Here is a 16,084-nt window from a genome sequence, read left to right as displayed (position 1 = left end):
ATGCCGGTGTATCGTGCTGGACGAGGAGCAGCGTGTGCGGCGTCGTGGGCGGCCAGGTCGGCGATTCCTTGCCTTCATCCCGCCGTCACATTGCTGACTCCCCATCCTAGGGTTTACGGCTAGTCAAGATAAAAAATTCAGCCGCACATAAAGAGAGAAAAGACGTTTCGGGGCGTCACACATGGAAAAGTCGAAAATTGTGCAAGTCGGGCGCGCCGCGCAGGCCACGCGAGCGATGCTCAAGCCCGCGCGTCTCGCGGACACCCAGCTCGATCATCTCGAGCACATGATCCGTTCGCTCGCGCTATCGGGAAATTCAAAGGCGGTCGACCAGTTCGATCATGCCTACTGGAAAAGGCGGCTCGCCGCGGTCGGCGACGAAAGCGATCTCGTCTCGACGCAACGCGCCCGCGTGCTGCGGCTCCTCGATCTTCTCGAACAGAACCGGGCAGCAGACTCCGACAAGGCGGCCGCCTAGCGCTCCGCCAGCAGCGCATGCGAAATGCAAAGCAGGACAAGGCATTTCGAATGCAAAACGCAAAATTCCGTTTGCGCCGAACGAATTCCGAGGGCCAGCCTGAGAGAGAGCACTCGACGCGGGGGCCGATTCCGACCACCGCGTCGAAAAGTGCCTCTACGTGTGGCTTCGCGTCCCGGGGTGCGATTCGCACCCGACACATGCGCTAACGCACACCGATCTTCCAGACGGTGACTTCGTGATACTCGTCGCCGGGCTTGAGTTCGGTCGATGGGAACGTGGGGCGGTTCGGCGAGTCCGGGAAATGCTGGGTTTCTAGCGCGAAGCCATCCGTTTGTCGATACGCCACGCCCGACGTGCCGATCGCGCTGCCATCGAGACCGTTGCCCGTGTAGAACTGCAAGCCGGGCTGCGTCGTATAGACATCGAGCACGCGGCCGCTCGACGGATCGTAGGCGCGCGCGGCAAAGCCGGGTTCTCCAGTGCGCTGGCCGTTCTTGTTGAGCTTCCAGTTGTGGTCGTAGCCGCGCGCATAACGCATCTGCTGATTCGACGAACGCAAACGCGCGCCGATCGGCGTCAGCGCTCGCAGATCCAGCGGTGTGTTCTCGACGCTCGCCATCTCGCCGGTCGGAATCGAATCGGCGCGCGTCGGCGTGTAGCTCGATCCCGCGATCATGATGAGCTGCCCTTCGACATTGCCGCTGCCCTCGCCCGCGAGGTTGAAGTAGCTATGGTTCGTGAGGTTCAGGACGGTCGGCTTGTCCGTCTTCGCACGATAGTCGATACGCACTTCGTTATCGTCGGTGAGCGTGTAGGTTACGTCGACAGTAAGCGTGCCGGGAAAGCCGTTCTCGCCATCGGGACTCACATAGCGAAGCTGCACGCCCGCGCCTTGCGCGCCCTGAAACGTCTTCACCACGGTCCAGACTTTCTCGTCGAATCCATGCGGACCGCCATGCAGTGTATTCGGTGGCTCGTTGACGGGCAGCTTGTAGTCGCGGCCATCAAGTTCGAACTTTCCATCGGCGATGCGATTCGCATAACGCCCGATCAGACCGCCGAAATGGATCTTGCCGTTGTACTTCTCATAGTCGTTGAGCGAGCCAAAGCCGAGCACGATATCCGCGCGACGCCCGCGCCGGTCCGGCACATCGAGACGCGTGACGATGCCGCCATACGTGATGCAGTTCATCGACACGCCGCGCGCATTGGACAACGTGAATTGCGTCACCGCCTGGCCTTGTTGGGTCGCGCCATAGGGCGCGGAGGCAATCGAAGCAGCGAAGCCGCGCGGCGATAACAAAATCATGCATGCGATAGCGGCAAAACGAATGAGCGTGTTTTTCGCGAACTGCATAAGAGCAATGAGAGAAGAACGTTCGATCGATACATCGGAGTGTGAGTGGAGCATCGGCTGTACCCGGTACGGCGGGCACGTCGGATGCGACCTCTTCATGTCATCCGACGAACACGACAAGGAGCCGCTCATGAATCAGCAAACCGATCGACCGACGCCGCCCACCCAAACGCCAGAAGATCCGAACATGGCCGACCGCCGCTTGTCCGACGAGCAAAAGCGCACGATGAGAAATGAGCCCGAGCCGCCGAAGCGCACCGATCAAAGCAAGGAAGAAAAGCTGCCGAATCCGAAAGACGTAGGTGAGGCCGGCTGATCTTGCGTGCTTGCTATCGTCCAATGAATCAATAAGGCGACGCGCTGATTCATAAGACGAAACATTCTTTGATACGTATAAATTACATATAACCTTTCGGAGCGATGATGGCTGCATCGCCGTATCGCGATGAAGCCCATCGCTTTTGTTGTATGGTATCCCTAAGCTATCAAAGCCTCGGATGGCGTGCGCGGCGACGCTTTTCGCCGGAGTAAGGAAGCAAGGACGCCATGCACGATCCTGCTCATTTCCTGCCGTCGTTTGTGTGGCGCGCGGCACGAGACGGGGTAATCCAGTACGCCAATCCGTGGGCTTGCCGGTATCTCGGCATTCCGTTTCCCGAACTCGTCGGGCAGCATTGGAAAGCTTTTGTTCACCCCGACGACATCCCGCCGGTTCTCGAAGCACTGCGTCAGATGCGCGACGGCACGCTGCTTCGCAACGTCGATGTGCGCCTGTTACGCAACGATGCCGCGTTCCGCTGGCATACGCTCCATCTTCAGGCGCGGCGCGATGAGGAAGGGCAGATCGGCGAGACGGTCGGTGTGGCCATCGACATTCATGAGTGTCGTCACGCATGGGCAATGTATGAAGCCAGCGAGCGGCGCTTGCAGGCCGCTTTCGCGGGCGCACGCATGGGCGCGTGGGAATGGGACATGAAGACGCGCGTCGTACGCATGACCGCACAGCTCGCCGCGCTCTATTCTTTTCCGCCGGGAACCGAAGCGGTTCTTCTTTCGGAAGTGTGGGACCGCGTCGCGCCCGAACATCGCGAGCCGTTTCAGCGCAAGTTGACCGAAGCATTGCGCGATGGCGGACCATTCGAATTCGACTTCGTTCTGGAAAGCGAACAAGGACAACGCCGATGGCTGCGCATGCGCGGGCATCCCGAGTTCGACCGTCATGGCGTGCTCACGCGCGTCTATGGCGTGAGCTTCGATATCAGCACGCAACGCGCCGATGAAGATCGCCTGAGCCTTTCGGAACGACGCTATCGGGCACTCGTCGAAACGACGGGCGCGCTCGTCTGGTCCGCCGATGCAAACGGCGAAATTCGTCCTTCTGGCGGCGAATGGGAACAGTTCACGGGCACATCACCGGACGTGTTGTCCGGGTGGGGCTGGCTCGATTACATCCATCCCGACGATCGCGAGCGCACGCATCAGGCGTGGCTCGATGCATTGCGCGACGGCGTCGCTTGCACGCTCACCTTTCGCATGTACCGTCGCGACGGCGTTTATCGCATGGTGCAGGCGCACGCCGCGCCACTCTACGACGACAAGGGTAGCTTGCAGGAATGGTTCGGCACGACGACCGACGTCACGCCGCGCTTCGAAGCGCAAGCCGCAATCGAGGCGCGCAGCTTGCGCCTCACGGTGGCGATGCAGGCCGCGAACATTCATATCGCGTCGCTGGAACTCGCGACGTGGACGTTGTCGCTCGAAACCGGCGGCGAGCGTCAGACCACCGAAACGCTCAGCTATGAGGCAGCGCTCGCACGCGTGCATCCCGATGACAGCGCCATGCTCGATCGCTATGTGCGCAGCATCGCGGCCGGTGAAGGCGCCGAGGGACATTTCGAGTTTCGGGTGCGCAACATGCACGGAGAACAGTGGATGCAAGGCAGCGCCCTGCTCCAGCGCAGCAAGGACGGCGAGCCGCTGCGCATCATCGGCAGCGTGATAGACATCACCGAACGCAAGCATATGGAGCTGATGTTGCGCGAAGCGGGACGACGCAAGGACGAGTTCCTCGCGATGCTCGCGCATGAACTGCGCAATCCGCTTGCGCCGCTGCGAACGGCCATAGCGCTCCTGCAAAAGGATCAAGATGGCGACACGCATCCGCGCGATCTTATCGATCTCATGCGCCGGCAAGTGGAGCACATGACGCGCATCGTCGACGACTTGCTGGAGGTTTCGCGCATTACGCAGGGACGCATCGCCTTGCAACTCGAACCGATTCTCGTCGGCACGGCGGTATATCACGCAGTCGAAGCCATTGCGGGCATGGTCGAGTCGCGTTCGCAAAACATTCAAGTCGATGTTTCCGATGCGACGACATGGGTCTGCGGCGATCCCACGCGTCTCTCGCAGATCCTTGTCAACGTGCTGAACAATGCGAGCAAGTACACACCGGAGCAAGGCCGTATCAGCGTGAGTGTGCAGGCTGCCGACGATTCGGTGTCTATCGTCATCGCCGATACGGGCACGGGCATTTCCGCCGACCTTCTGCCGAAAGTATTCGAGCTATTCTCGCAAGGCGAGCGCACGCTCGACCGCTCGAACGGCGGCCTCGGCATCGGGCTTTCTCTCGTGAAGAAGCTCGTGGAAATGCATAAAGGCACGATCACCGTGCAAAGCCCGGGACCGGGCCTCGGCACGACGGTAACCGTGCGGCTGCCGCGTTTGCATCATCACGAAAGGCATTCCGCGCTCGCACTTTCGGAGACGAGCATGCGCGAGACGCGCACGGCGCTGCGCATTCTCGTCGTGGACGATAACCGCGATGCCGCCGATTCGCTCGCGATGCTGTGCGAGTCGGAGGAACATGTCGCGCGCGTCGCGTATTCATCGGCGGAAGCGCTGGAAGCCGCGCCGCTCTTGCAGCCCGATGTGGCGCTGCTCGATATCGGCCTGCCAGATATCGACGGCTACGAACTCGCGCGTCGTTTGCGTCGCAAGGGAGACACGACGCCTTTGCTGATCGCGATCACGGGTTATGGCCAGGCCGAAGACCGATTGCGCGCGCAATCGGCAGGCTTCGACTATCACTTCGTGAAGCCCGTGAATGTCGAGAGCCTCTTGAAGCTATTGTCGTCGCTCACAGTCACGCGTTGACGAACTCTCGCTCTACAATGGGCGTTCGATCAAGCCTTCGAGGACGTCATGACGCCAAAGCCCATCAGCCGCTATCCCGTTCCCGATCCGAAAGAATGGCCCGACGATATCCGCGCACGCATTCTCGAAGTGCAGGACAAGGCGGGGTTCGTGCCGAACGTGTTTCTCACGCTTGCGTACCGGCCCGATGAATTCCGCGCGTTCTTCGCTTATCACGATGCGCTGATGCTCAAGGAAGGCGGCCTGAGCAAGGGCGAGCGCGAGATGATCGTCGTCGCGACGAGCGCGGTGAACGATTGCCTTTATTGCGTCGTCGCGCACGGAGCGATTCTGCGCATCTATGAAAAGAACGCGCTCGTGGCGGATCAGGTGGCGGTGAATCATCGCAAGGCGGATATCACGCCGCGTCAGAAGGCGATGCTCGATTTTGCGCTTAAGGTATGCCGCGCATCGGGCACGGTGGATGATGCCGACTTCGCGGCATTGCACGCGCATGATTTCAGCGATGAAGATATCTGGGATATCGCCGCGATCACCGCATTTTTCGGGTTATCGAATCGCATGGCGAATGTCATTTCAATGCGGCCCAACGACGAGTTCTTTTTGATGGGGCGCGTGCCGAAGGAGCCGAAGTAAGCTTCCATGCGCCTTCCTCCGCTCAAATCCATCATCGCGTTCGAGAGCGTCGCGCGCACGAAGAGCGTCAACCGCGCAGCCGACGAACTCGGCCTCACGCCTTCGGCCGTCAGTCATCAACTGGCGAATCTGGAGAGCATCGTCGGGCGGCCGTTGTTCACGCGGTTCGGCCGCGGTCTCGTCCTCACGCCGACCGGCACGCAATATCTTGCCGACGTCACCGGCGCGCTCGCCGAATTGAATCGCGCGACGGAACGCGCATCGAGCGAAACATCCGTCGAGATACTGCGCATTCATTCGAGTCCGAGCTTCGGCCTGATGTGGCTATTGCCGCGTCTCGCCGCGTTTCAGGAAGCCAATGGCGATATTCAAATGAACCTCGCGTGCTCGTATGAAGACGTGTCGTTCACATCGGGTTACTACGATATCGCCGTGCGTCATGGCTATGCTCATTGGACCGATGTCGAAGTGAAGACGCTGCGGCATGAAACCATTGCGCCGCTCGCTTCGCGCGCCTATCTCGAACGCTTTCCAGTCGCTACGCCCGATGATCTGCTCGACCGTCGTCTGATTCTCTCCGAATCGCCGCTCGTTCAATGGCAGCAGTGGTTCGGCAAGTTCGGCGTCGCGGTGAAGCGCAAGGCATTCGACTTTTCATTCGACCGCTCGTACATGTCGCTCGAAGCGGCCGCGCTCGGTCACGGCATCGCGCTCGAAAGCACGATGCTCGCGTCCGGGCATCTGGAACGCGGTTCGCTCGTGCCTGTATTCGGCAAGGAATACGCGGTCGAAGTCGGCGCGCATCATCTCGTTTACCCGAGTCAAAACGCCGGATTGCCACGCGTCGCAAAGTTTCTGGCGTGGATGGATCAGCAAATCGAGCGTCGCGGCGATACCTGAAAATTTCTCAGCAATAGTTGAGCCAAACTGCGTTGATCGTCAGGTCGAAGGCGGAGAAACTGCGCCTACACCAGACAACCAACGGAGACAACGATGTTGCTCGAGAACCAGGTAGTGATCGTCACGGGCGCGGCTTCGGCGCGCGGTATCGGCAAGGCAACGGCGAAGGCGCTTGCGGCGCAAGGCGCGCGCATCGTCGTGCTGGATCTGAAGGAAGCAGACGCGCAAAGCGCCGCGAACGATCTGGGCGATGGCCATCTCGGTCTCGCTTGCGACGTCACCGATAAGAACGCGTGCATCGCGGCCGCCAATGCCACCATCGATAAGTACGGACGCATCGACGCGCTCATCAACAACGCGGGCATCACGCAGCCGATCAAGACGCTGGAGATAGGCGCGGATAACTTCGATGCCGTCATCGACGTGAATCTGCGCGGCACGCTGTATATGTCGCAAGCCGTTATTCCGCAGATGAAAAAGCAGAAGAGCGGCAGCATCGTATGCATGTCGTCAGTGTCGGCGCAACGTGGCGGCGGCATCTTCGGCGGGCCGCATTACAGCGCGGCGAAGGCCGGCGTGCTGGGCCTCGCGAAGGCAATGGCGCGTGAATTCGGCGCCGACGGCATCCGTGTGAATTCGATCACGCCGGGCCTCATTCAAACCGACATCACCGGTGACAAGCTCACGCCCGAAATGCGCGCGGACATCATCAAGAGCATTCCGCTCGCGCGTCTCGGCGATGCAGCGGATATCGCCAACGCGTGCCTGTATCTCGCGAGCGATCTTTCTTCCTATCTCACTGGCGTCACACTCGATGTCAACGGCGGCATGCTGATTCATTGATTGCACGTACGGGCGCACCTGGAAACCAGGGCGCCGAACATGGATGGAGACACACATGAAATCAAAGTTATCCGCGGCGGCGGTAAGCGCTGAGTTCACATCGTCCGACGATGCCGCCAGCTTCGAAGCAAAGACCTATGCCAAGGTCGGACGCCGCCTGATTCCCTTTCTGATGCTGTGCTATCTCGGCGCGTATCTGGATCGCGTGAACGTCGGCTTCGCCAAGCTGCAGATGCTCAACGATCTGCGCTTCTCCGAAACCATCTACGGCATCGGCGCGGGCATCTTCTTTCTCGGCTACTTCCTGTTCGAAGTGCCCAGTAACGTCATCCTTCATAAAGTGGGCGCGCGCAACTGGCTCGCACGCATCATGCTGACGTGGGCCGTGATATCCGCGAGCTTCGTGTTCGTGAAGTCACCGACAGTCTTCTATGTCCTGCGATTTTTGCTGGGCGTCGCAGAAGCGGGTTTCGCGCCGGGCGTCATTCTCTATCTGACGTACTGGTTTCCCGCCGCGCGCCGCGCCAAAGCGCTCTCGCTGTTCTTCATGGCGATTCCGCTCGCGGGCATCGTCGGCGGACCGATCTCGGGCTACATCATGCATGCGTTCCAGGGCGTGCAGGGGCTCGCCGGATGGAAGTGGCTCTTCATGCTCGAAGCGCTGCCTTCGCTCTTTCTGGGTGTCGCGATCCTGTTCTACCTCGACAACGGCATCGCCGGCGCGAAGTGGCTCAGCGACGAAGAGAAAGCATTGCTTCGGCGCAATGTCGAGAAGGACAACGCGCAGACGGTGAAGCACGTATCGATCCGCGCATTCATCGGCGATCGTCGTCTTTGGCTGATGGCCGCGATCTACTTCTGCGTCGTGATGGGTCAATACGGACTCACGTTCTGGCTGCCGACCATCGTGCGCCGCACCGGCGTAGCGGACCCGCTGTGGGTCGGCATTCTCACCGCGATTCCGTATCTCTGCGCCATCGTCGCGCTGCCGCTGATCGGTGCAAGTGCCGACAAGCGTCGCGAACGCCGCCTGCATCTCGCGATTCCGATGCTTGTGTCCGCAGCCGGCTTCGCCACCTTGCCGATGCTCGGCAGCGTGGGCGCATCGATCGTCTGCGTGAGCATCGCGGCAGCAGGCATCCTCGCGTCATCGTCGCAATTCTGGTCCTTGCCTACGGCTGTGCTGGGCGGCATGTCGGCGGCGGCGGGCATTGCCGCGGTCAACTGCTTCGCCAATCTCGCGGGCTTCTTCTCGCCTGCCATCGTCGGATGGCTCAACGACTTCACCGGCAAATCGACCGCGGGCCTGATCTTCATTTCCATAGCCATCGTGATCGGCGCGGCGCTCGTGTTCTTCGTGCCCGCGAAAACGGTCAATCGCTAATTTTATTAATCAAGGAGACAACGCATGAATGCTCCCGTTATCGAAGAGGTGACGCTCGCCGAGCGCGCCTATCGTATCCGCCGCAACGCCCTTCTGATGGGCGAAGTGCAAGGTCAAGGTTATATCGGCCAGGCGCTCGATATCGCCGATGTGCTGGCCGTCGCCTACTTCGGCGCGATGAACTACCGCCCCGACGATCCCGAATGGGAAGGCCGCGACCGCTTCCTGCTGTCGAACGGTCACTATGCAATTGCGCTGTATGCCGCGCTCTTCGAAGCAGGCATCCTGCCGCAAGAGGAACTCGAAACGTATGGCAGCGACGATAGCCGTCTGCCGATGTCCGGCATGGCAAGCTACACGCCCGGCATGGAAATGTCCGGCGGGTCGCTCGGGCAAGGTCTCACGATCGCTGTGGGCCGCTGCCTCGGTCTGAAGCGCAAGGGCTCGAAGTCTTTCGTGTACACGCTCTTCTCCGATGGCGAGCTCGATGAAGGCTCGATCTGGGAAGGTCTGATGTCGGCGGCGCACTGGAAGCTCGACAATCTCATCGCAATGGTCGATGTGAACAATCAGCAGGCGGATGGCCCGTCGACGCAGATCATGTCGTTCGAGCCGCTCGTCGACAAGCTCGAAGCATTCGGCTGGTACGTGCAGCGCGTGAACGGCAACGACATCGATGCGGTGAAGAACGCTTTCGACAACGCGCGCAATCTTGAGGACGCGAAGCCGCGCATCATCGTATGCGATACGCAGATGGGCCGTGGCGTGCCCTTTCTCGAACAACGCGAGAAAAACCACTTCATCCGCGTCGATGCCCATGAATGGCAACTGGCGCTGCAAGCACTCGAAGCAGGGAGACAAGCATGAGCACTCGTTTGAAGACATCCGCGATGATCGCGTCGATCGCAAGCGAAGGACAGGTCACGCGTTCGGCCCCCTTCGGCCATGCGCTCGTGGAAGAAGCGCGCACGAAGACGAATATCATCGGCATGACGGCCGATCTCGGCAAGTACACGGACCTGCATATCTTCGCGAAGGCATTCCCCGAGCGTTACTACCAGATGGGCATGGCCGAGCAATTGCTGATGGGCGCGGCTGCGGGCTTCGCACACGAAGGCGCGCAGCCGTTCGTCACGACGTACGCGGTATTCGCGACGCGCCGTGCGTATGACTTCATCCATCAAACGATCGCGGAAGACAATCTCGATGTAAAGATCGTCGCCGCGCTGCCGGGACTCACGACGGGTTACGGCCCGAGCCATCAAGCCGCGGAGGACCTCGCACTGATGCGCGCGATGCCGAACATGACCGTGATCGATCCGTGCGATGCGCTCGATATCGAACAGATGGTGCCCGCGATCGCCGCGCACAAAGGTCCGGTGTATGCGCGTCTCTTGCGCGGCAACGTGCCCGCCGTGCTCGACGAATACGACTATCGCTTTGAACTCGGCAAGGCGAAGCTGCTGCGCGATGGCCGGGACGTGCTCATCATTTCGTCGGGCATTCTGACGATGCGCGCGCTCGAAACCGCGAAGGCATTGCAAGCCGATAACGTCGATGTCGCCGTGCTGCATGTGCCGACGATCAAGCCGCTCGACACGGAGACGATCGTCCGCGAAGCGAAGCGCTCGGGACGTCTCGTCGTGGTGGCGGAAAACCATACGGTGATCGGCGGGCTCGGCGAAGCGGTGGCAACCGCACTGCTGACGGCGGGGGTCGCGCCGGCTTATCGTCAGATCGCATTGCCCGATGCGTTCCTCGATGCAGGCGCGTTGCCTACGCTGCACGATCGCTACGGCATTTCGACGAACGTGATGTCGAGCACGATCAAAGGCTGGCTCGCGTAACAGACTGCACGCCGCGCGATCGATGAATCGCGCGGCGCTTCATCACTTCTTCTTGCGTCCGCCCTTCTTCGCACCCGACGCTTCTTTCGCGACGGTCACAGTCGGCCCGTTCAACTCTTCCATCCACGAAAGCGCATCGACGTAGGCAAGAAATTGCTGGAGATAACCCGGCGATACTTCGCGCATCAGCGACAACGAACGATGCACGAGACTGCTCGAATTGAGCGGTCCTGCGTTTCGGGGCACCTGTGCGAGCGAATCGCGCAACTGCTTTTCCGCACTGACTTTCGACCATACCGCGCGAAAGTAATCGAGCAACTCCGCATGAGATGTTCCATGCATCGAAGATGCTTTGGCGATGTCAGCGATCAGCGTTGCCAGCGGACCGCGCACATCGGCATCGCTTATCGGTGCATCCGAAGATGCAGCACGTTCCATATCGCTTCGATACGCATCGAGCAATTGCGCGACACGTTCATCGAGCAGGCGACGCGCCTCGCCTTCATACGCGGCCGCGCGCTTGTCCAGCGCATCGATCAGAAGGAAGCGCACGGGATTCGCGCGATCGTCGCCATTCGCGCGCCATGCTTCGAGTATCGCGCGTGCAGAGGCCACGTTACTCATGCGCCTTCACCGCGCCATCCGACGAACGCGGCACAGCTGAAATCTCCACGCGTCGATTCTTCGCGCGCCCGCTTTCATCGGCATTGGAACTCACCGGCTGTTCCGAGCCGAACGCCGCCGCGAACACCGACGACGAAGGCACGCCCGCATCGATCAACGCGCGCATGACCGTCAGTGCGCGTTTCGCTGAAAGCTCCCAGTTGTCCGCGAATCGGCGGTTGCCTTCGTGGACTTGCTGATCGTCGGCGAAACCGCTCACCATGAGAATCTCTTCATGCGCACGCAGATACGTCGAAAGCGGCGCTGCGAGACTCTTCAGCACATCGCGGCCCTGCGGCTGCAATTGATCGGAATTGAGCGCGAAAAGCACGCTGCCGCTGATGCCGATGCGACCGTTCACGAGCGTCACGCGTCCCGATGCGAGCGGTCCCGCGAGCGCCTGTTCCAGCGTCTTGCGGCGCTGCGTCTCTTCCTGACGATGCTTCACCTCTTCGTCGAGCTTGTTCTCCAGCTGCAACTGCACGCCGATCACGCCGACGAGTATCAGCACGAACGCGCCCAGCAGCACCGACATCAGATCGGCGAACGCGGCCCAGATCGGCGCGGCGTGTTCCGCGCCGCCGTCGATTTCCTCGTTCATGCCGCGCGCGCTCCGGCCACGCGTTGCCCGGCGATATGCTGCAAGTCCTCGACGATCTGCTTCTGCGACATCATGCTCAGATCGATCACTTCCTTCGCCTGCGCAACGTAATACGCGAGCTGTTCATCGCTGCGCGCAAGCGATTTGTCGAGCGCGCTTTCGATGCGTTCTAGATGCGCGACGAGCTTGTCGTTCGATTCGCCGAAAGACTGCACGGCCGCGCCGAACGCATCCGAGAGGCTCGCCATTTCGACGGCGCTCGTCGTCACTTGCGCGGCCATCGAAACGAGTTTGCCGGCCTCGGCTTCGACCGTGCCGGTGAACTGCGCGCCGACGCGTTCGAGCAGCGTCGCCGATGTGTCGACGAGCGCATCGATCGCGGCGCGTTGCTCGTTCGATGCGAGGTTCACCGCGCCGAGCAATGTCTCGACGGTGGCGAGCAAGCGGCTGCGTTCATCGAGCATCGCGGTATCGCGGACCATCGAATCGGACAGCTTCTGACGCATTTCGGCGACGACTTCGGCGGCTGCCTTCGGTGCTTCCGATGCAGCCTGCACGAGCCGCTCGATCTCCGCGATGGTCGCGCTCGCGTGTGTCTGCGATTGCGCGGACATGTCGCGCGCGGTTTGCGCGAGGGCATCGCAGATGTCCTTCTGACGATTCGCCGCGACGTCGCTCGTTTGCTGCCATTGCTCGCGCAACGAGCCGGTCATCGAGTCGAGCGCGCTGCTCCATGTGGCGAGGCGCTCTTCCCCGCTTTGCGCGAGTTCGGCGCGTAAATCCGCATGCGAACGATCGACCGATTGCACGAGCGCCGCTGCATGTTGCTCGAAGCTGGCCGCCGCGGTCGTCAACGCGTTCTGGTTCTGCGCGGCTGCCTGCTCGCTCGCGCGCGCGTGCTGTGCGAGCGCATCGGTCCACGCTTGCGACATGTTGCCCGTCGCGGTTTCGAGGCGCGCGGACACATCGTCGATCAAGCCGGACGAACGCGTATCGAAAGTCTGTGCGAAGCGTTCCAGCGATGCATCCATGCGTGCGACGAGCGCATCGCGCGATTGCTCGTGCTTCGCAACCGACGACGCCAGCGCGCCCGACACGCGATCCATTTGCGCGGACACGCCGTCGACGAGATGCGTCGAACGTTGCTCGAATGCTTGCGCGAAGCGATCGAGCGACGCGCTCATCTCGCCGACGAGCGTTGCGTTCGACTGCGCGTGCTTCGCGAGCGATGCGTTCCAGATGTCCGCGACCTTCGCCGACGATGCCTCGAAGCCGCTCGACAAGCCTTCCAGTTGACGCGCCACCGCCTGCTCGACATTGCCGTGCAACGCGGTGACTTCGCGCGCGATGCCATCCATCGTCGCCTGCATGACGGGCTGCAACGCGGCGCTCGCGGCGCGCGCGCTATCGGCAACGCTTTGCTTCAACGACAGTTCGACCGATGTTGCGAGCCGCCGATACGACGTCTCCGCTTTCGCATGAAACGCATCCTGACTCGCGATCTGACGCTCGCTCGCGGCGAGGCTTTGCTGTTCGATTGCGATCGTCATCGACTGAAGACGATCGACGAGCTTCGGCATCAGTTCGGTCTGAAGCTGCAGCAGCTTGAACGTTTCGTCGCGTTGATGCGCCCGCGTGAAGACGCGAAGTGTCGTCGCGATCTTCACGTCGAGTTGCTGCGTGACATGAAGACGCTCGCGACGGCACAGCGCCGACAGCAGGCCGAGCATCGCGGATGTCGCGACACCCGCGATCGACGTGCCGAACGCGAAGCCCAGCCCCGTCACGGGCGCGGAAAGCGATGCGCGGATCGCCGTCAGATCGGATGCGCTTTGCAGCGCCGTGCCGGTGCCGCGCAAGGTCGCGACCATGCCGAGCAGCGTACCGAGCATGCCGAGCAACACGAGCAGACCGACGAGATACGGCGCGAGCACCGGACCGGGCAACGGCGCGCGCTCGCCTTCGACACGCAGACGCACCGCATTGCGCAGGCTCGGATCGAGGCTGTCGAGCCACACGGCGAGGCTGCGCGGCGCGGTCGAGAGTTGTGCGACGGCCTGTTCGAGCGAGCCGGTGATCTGTTGATAGCGGCGCAATTCCGCCGCGCCCGCGAGATAGCATGCGGCGATCACGAGCGTGACGGCGAACGCGATCGCATTCGACGTGACGTATGCAATGCCGATGCCGAGCACCGCGGCGAGGCCAATCGAAAATACAGCGATGTTCAAAAGATTTCGGGGCATAGCGAGCCAGTTAGCGGGGCCGAAGAGCCGCGAGCAAGCCTTCGATCGGTTGAAAACGAACATCCAGTTCGGCGAGCAGCACGCTCTGCAGATCCTTGCGAAACACGTCGAGCCATGCATTCGGCGCCGATGTCTCGACAGCGGCTTGAGCGCGCTTCAGACGCTCGAAATGCTTGCCGAGCAGCGCGGGCACGTTGGCGAGCAGACTGCGTTCGCGCGCGCTCAACGCCTGTTCCATCACGGCATCGACGACGGCGAGACGCGCCATGTCCGGCGATTTCGTCGCGAGTGTCGATCGCAGACGCGTGCGCAGCGCACCGATGTCGGATTCCATCGCTTGCTGCAAGGACACATAGCGCTGACGAAAGTCCGCGTAGTCGATGGGCGCATCGTCGGACGACGGCTTCACCGGCGTACGATTCCTGCGGCGCGCGGCCGCTTCCTCGCGTGCGAATGCGCCTGCGAGCGAGTTGCGCACGCGCGCGCACTCTTCTTCCACCTCGCGCGCAACGGATCGCGCGCCCGACGCGGCGGGCGGATCGGATGCGAGCGCAGTGGACAGCGCAATCGCATCGGTCCAGCCGAGCCATTGGCTCAGGCGGTCCGCGAGCGATTGAGCGGGTTCGTGAACGTCGAGATCGGCAAAATGTGCCAGCAGGCGAACGAGCGCCGGGCCGCTGAATGCCGTGCGCTTCATGCCTTGCACAGGATCACCGGGGGCAAAAGGACACTATTTTACCTGCGCGGGCGAAATCGATGCCCCGTTTCGTGCGGAGCCGCGACAACGTCGAGGCAAATGCTGGCTCATGGCGCCTTCGCGGGCATGAACGCGAAAGGCTGCGTCGCGACGAAGCTGCCCGCGGTCTCGCCGGAGAAGACCTGTCCCGAATCGATCGTCAGCTTCATCACCGGCGCGCCTGGATTCAGGTTGAGCTTCTTGAGCGACACCCAGAACGTATCGGGCCGCGTCGCTGAATCGAAGTAATAGATCAGGTTCTGCTGATCCGAGACCGTGCGCCATATCGTCGACGACAGATTCGGCTGCTCCGGCGTGCTGATGCCGAGCGGCACGCTCACCGAACGCATGAGACTCATCACGCTCGCGACGGCCTGGAACGCGTACGACTGCTGCGGCACGCCCGCCATGTAATTCGCATCGGCCTGCTTCGGAATCGCATCGAGCAGAAACGACGCGCGCACGAAGCGGTCCGCCGCGCGATTCGTGCCCGGCAAGAAGCCCATGCCGCCGACGCTTCTCCAGTAAGTATCGATAGCAAGCTGTTCATCGTAGATCGGCGAGTTGGTCATCACCTTGTACTTCTTGCCTTGATGAATGATGAGCTTGCCGTTGATGTACTCGAAGATCGCAGAGTCGCCGCGCGCATCGGAAAGAGAAAGATGGATCGTCAGCGGCTTGCCGTTGGGCAGGGGCGGCGCGATGATCTGGAACGGTTCGCGCGACATCACATACACGGCTTGCCCGACGGTCGCGAAGTTATCGAGCGCATATTGCGCCCACAGACTGATCGACATCGGATCGCGCTTCGGGTCGGGCTTGCCGTAATCGGTCTCCGCGAGATAGAGCGCATTGGCGACGAGCCCGCGCTCGTTCATGCCGTCCACCGTGCCAATTTCATAACCCGACACCACCACGCTGCCGTACTTCGATTTCCATTTGATCGAGCGCGGCCCCGCGTTGCCATCGCGTTCGATGCCCGCGGGCATCACCCAGAGATTGGAACGCATGTCCTCGGACCAGTCCATCGAACGGCCGGTGATGACGAGGCCTTTGTCGCCGACATAGAGCGTGCGCGTGCAGGCAAGCGCGAGCGACGTGGAGAGCAATGCCAGCGCGAAGAGGAAAGCGAACGTTCGAATCAGACGGGTCATGGCCGTGTTCCCTTTTCGTTGGTTCGTGAAGCCGCCTTCAGAAATATTGGATTCGCCCTGCTTTGTAAAGCGCACCGGTGGCA

15 protein-coding genes are annotated in these 16,084 nt (G+C 61.4%); 9 read left to right on the top strand and 6 right to left on the bottom strand.

The genetic code is table 11. The features are described 5' to 3' along the window. Positions 1-181 precede the first annotated feature (181 nt). Complete coding sequence (locus tag LDZ23_RS21245) at positions 182-478, top strand: hypothetical protein (protein WP_008347927.1); 297 nt, start codon at positions 182-184, stop codon at positions 476-478. Between the two features lie 205 nt (positions 479-683). On the opposite strand, the gene LDZ23_RS21240 is transcribed toward LDZ23_RS21245, so the two are convergent. Further along, positions 684-1,790, bottom strand: a complete 1,107-nt coding sequence (locus LDZ23_RS21240; protein ID WP_235366220.1) for an aldose epimerase family protein — start codon at positions 1,788-1,790, stop codon at positions 684-686. 22 nt (positions 1,791-1,812) lie between these two features. On the opposite strand from LDZ23_RS21240, the gene LDZ23_RS21235 reads away from it, so the two are divergent. The 8 genes from LDZ23_RS21235 to LDZ23_RS21200 all read left to right on the top strand — a co-directional run bounded on the left by LDZ23_RS21235 (position 1,813) and on the right by LDZ23_RS21200 (position 10,604). Then, positions 1,813-2,154: a hypothetical protein gene (locus LDZ23_RS21235; protein ID WP_244808209.1), complete on the top strand. Its 342-nt coding sequence runs from the start codon at positions 1,813-1,815 to the stop codon at positions 2,152-2,154. Between the two features lie 230 nt (positions 2,155-2,384). Then, positions 2,385-4,994 carry a PAS domain-containing hybrid sensor histidine kinase/response regulator gene (locus tag LDZ23_RS21230; RefSeq protein WP_008347921.1) on the top strand — a complete coding sequence of 870 codons (2,610 nt, stop codon included), beginning with the start codon at positions 2,385-2,387 and terminating at the stop codon, positions 4,992-4,994. A 48-nt stretch (positions 4,995-5,042) separates the two neighbouring features. Next, the gene (locus tag LDZ23_RS21225; protein WP_008347918.1) at positions 5,043-5,630 is read left to right on the top strand and encodes a peroxidase-related enzyme; all 588 of its coding nucleotides are present in this window, start codon (positions 5,043-5,045) and stop codon (positions 5,628-5,630) included. Positions 5,631-5,636: 6 nt separating this feature from the next. Beyond that, positions 5,637-6,530: a LysR substrate-binding domain-containing protein gene (locus LDZ23_RS21220; RefSeq protein ID WP_008347915.1), complete on the top strand. Its 894-nt coding sequence runs from the start codon at positions 5,637-5,639 to the stop codon at positions 6,528-6,530. Between the two features lie 93 nt (positions 6,531-6,623). Then, the gene (locus LDZ23_RS21215; RefSeq protein WP_008347913.1) at positions 6,624-7,373 is read left to right on the top strand and encodes an SDR family NAD(P)-dependent oxidoreductase; all 750 of its coding nucleotides are present in this window, start codon (positions 6,624-6,626) and stop codon (positions 7,371-7,373) included. Positions 7,374-7,428: 55 nt separating this feature from the next. Next, positions 7,429-8,757, top strand: coding sequence for an MFS transporter (locus LDZ23_RS21210; RefSeq protein WP_008347912.1), 1,329 nt, complete (start codon positions 7,429-7,431; stop codon positions 8,755-8,757). Between the two features lie 24 nt (positions 8,758-8,781). After that, the gene (locus tag LDZ23_RS21205) at positions 8,782-9,624 is read left to right on the top strand and encodes a transketolase (protein ID WP_008347910.1); all 843 of its coding nucleotides are present in this window, start codon (positions 8,782-8,784) and stop codon (positions 9,622-9,624) included. After that, positions 9,621-10,604 (top strand): transketolase family protein, encoded by a 984-nt coding sequence (locus LDZ23_RS21200; protein WP_008347908.1) that lies wholly within the window; start codon positions 9,621-9,623, stop codon positions 10,602-10,604. Before LDZ23_RS21205 ends, LDZ23_RS21200 begins: the two co-directional genes overlap by 4 nt. Positions 10,605-10,646: 42 nt before the next feature. Here the strand turns inward: LDZ23_RS21200 and LDZ23_RS21195 are convergent, their stop codons facing one another. The 5 genes from LDZ23_RS21195 to LDZ23_RS21175 all read right to left on the bottom strand — a co-directional run bounded on the left by LDZ23_RS21195 (position 10,647) and on the right by LDZ23_RS21175 (position 16,001). Continuing rightward, positions 10,647-11,228, bottom strand: coding sequence for a DUF2894 domain-containing protein (locus LDZ23_RS21195; protein ID WP_033536191.1), 582 nt, complete (start codon positions 11,226-11,228; stop codon positions 10,647-10,649). Then, the gene (locus LDZ23_RS21190) at positions 11,221-11,868 is read right to left on the bottom strand and encodes an OmpA family protein (RefSeq protein ID WP_008347904.1); all 648 of its coding nucleotides are present in this window, start codon (positions 11,866-11,868) and stop codon (positions 11,221-11,223) included. The genes LDZ23_RS21195 and LDZ23_RS21190 overlap by 8 nt, the downstream gene beginning before the upstream one ends. Next, positions 11,865-14,111: a DUF802 domain-containing protein gene (locus tag LDZ23_RS21185; RefSeq protein WP_034470969.1), complete on the bottom strand. Its 2,247-nt coding sequence runs from the start codon at positions 14,109-14,111 to the stop codon at positions 11,865-11,867. The genes LDZ23_RS21190 and LDZ23_RS21185 overlap by 4 nt, the downstream gene beginning before the upstream one ends. A 10-nt stretch (positions 14,112-14,121) precedes the next feature. Next, positions 14,122-14,808, bottom strand: coding sequence for a DUF3348 domain-containing protein (locus LDZ23_RS21180; protein WP_008347899.1), 687 nt, complete (start codon positions 14,806-14,808; stop codon positions 14,122-14,124). 107 nt (positions 14,809-14,915) lie between these two features. After that, positions 14,916-16,001, bottom strand: coding sequence for a linear amide C-N hydrolase (locus LDZ23_RS21175; RefSeq protein WP_008347896.1), 1,086 nt, complete (start codon positions 15,999-16,001; stop codon positions 14,916-14,918). Positions 16,002-16,084 lie beyond the last annotated feature (83 nt).

The sequence above is a fragment of the Caballeronia zhejiangensis genome (assembly GCF_022879815.1).
In the GTDB taxonomy this organism is placed as follows: domain Bacteria; phylum Pseudomonadota; class Gammaproteobacteria; order Burkholderiales; family Burkholderiaceae; genus Caballeronia; species Caballeronia zhejiangensis.
The sequence above is the reverse complement of the archived record's forward strand: the minus strand, read 5'-3'. Positions and strand labels throughout refer to the sequence as shown.

Bases quoted from the DNA above. Each gene is read 5' to 3' on its own strand.
- LDZ23_RS21245 (WP_008347927.1), top strand. From the start codon at position 182: ATGGAAAAGTCGAAAATTGTGCAAGTCGGGCGCGCCGCGCAGGCCACG.
- LDZ23_RS21240 (WP_235366220.1), bottom strand. From the start codon at position 1,790: ATGATTTTGTTATCGCCGCGCGGCTTCGCTGCTTCGATTGCCTCCGCG.
- LDZ23_RS21235 (WP_244808209.1), top strand. From the start codon at position 1,813: ATGAGCGTGTTTTTCGCGAACTGCATAAGAGCAATGAGAGAAGAACGT.
- LDZ23_RS21230 (WP_008347921.1), top strand. From the start codon at position 2,385: ATGCACGATCCTGCTCATTTCCTGCCGTCGTTTGTGTGGCGCGCGGCA.
- LDZ23_RS21225 (WP_008347918.1), top strand. From the start codon at position 5,043: ATGACGCCAAAGCCCATCAGCCGCTATCCCGTTCCCGATCCGAAAGAA.
- LDZ23_RS21220 (WP_008347915.1), top strand. From the start codon at position 5,637: ATGCGCCTTCCTCCGCTCAAATCCATCATCGCGTTCGAGAGCGTCGCG.
- LDZ23_RS21215 (WP_008347913.1), top strand. From the start codon at position 6,624: ATGTTGCTCGAGAACCAGGTAGTGATCGTCACGGGCGCGGCTTCGGCG.
- LDZ23_RS21210 (WP_008347912.1), top strand. From the start codon at position 7,429: ATGAAATCAAAGTTATCCGCGGCGGCGGTAAGCGCTGAGTTCACATCG.
- LDZ23_RS21205 (WP_008347910.1), top strand. From the start codon at position 8,782: ATGAATGCTCCCGTTATCGAAGAGGTGACGCTCGCCGAGCGCGCCTAT.
- LDZ23_RS21200 (WP_008347908.1), top strand. From the start codon at position 9,621: ATGAGCACTCGTTTGAAGACATCCGCGATGATCGCGTCGATCGCAAGC.
- LDZ23_RS21195 (WP_033536191.1), bottom strand. From the start codon at position 11,228: ATGAGTAACGTGGCCTCTGCACGCGCGATACTCGAAGCATGGCGCGCG.
- LDZ23_RS21190 (WP_008347904.1), bottom strand. From the start codon at position 11,868: ATGAACGAGGAAATCGACGGCGGCGCGGAACACGCCGCGCCGATCTGG.
- LDZ23_RS21185 (WP_034470969.1), bottom strand. From the start codon at position 14,111: ATGCCCCGAAATCTTTTGAACATCGCTGTATTTTCGATTGGCCTCGCC.
- LDZ23_RS21180 (WP_008347899.1), bottom strand. From the start codon at position 14,808: ATGAAGCGCACGGCATTCAGCGGCCCGGCGCTCGTTCGCCTGCTGGCA.
- LDZ23_RS21175 (WP_008347896.1), bottom strand. From the start codon at position 16,001: ATGACCCGTCTGATTCGAACGTTCGCTTTCCTCTTCGCGCTGGCATTG.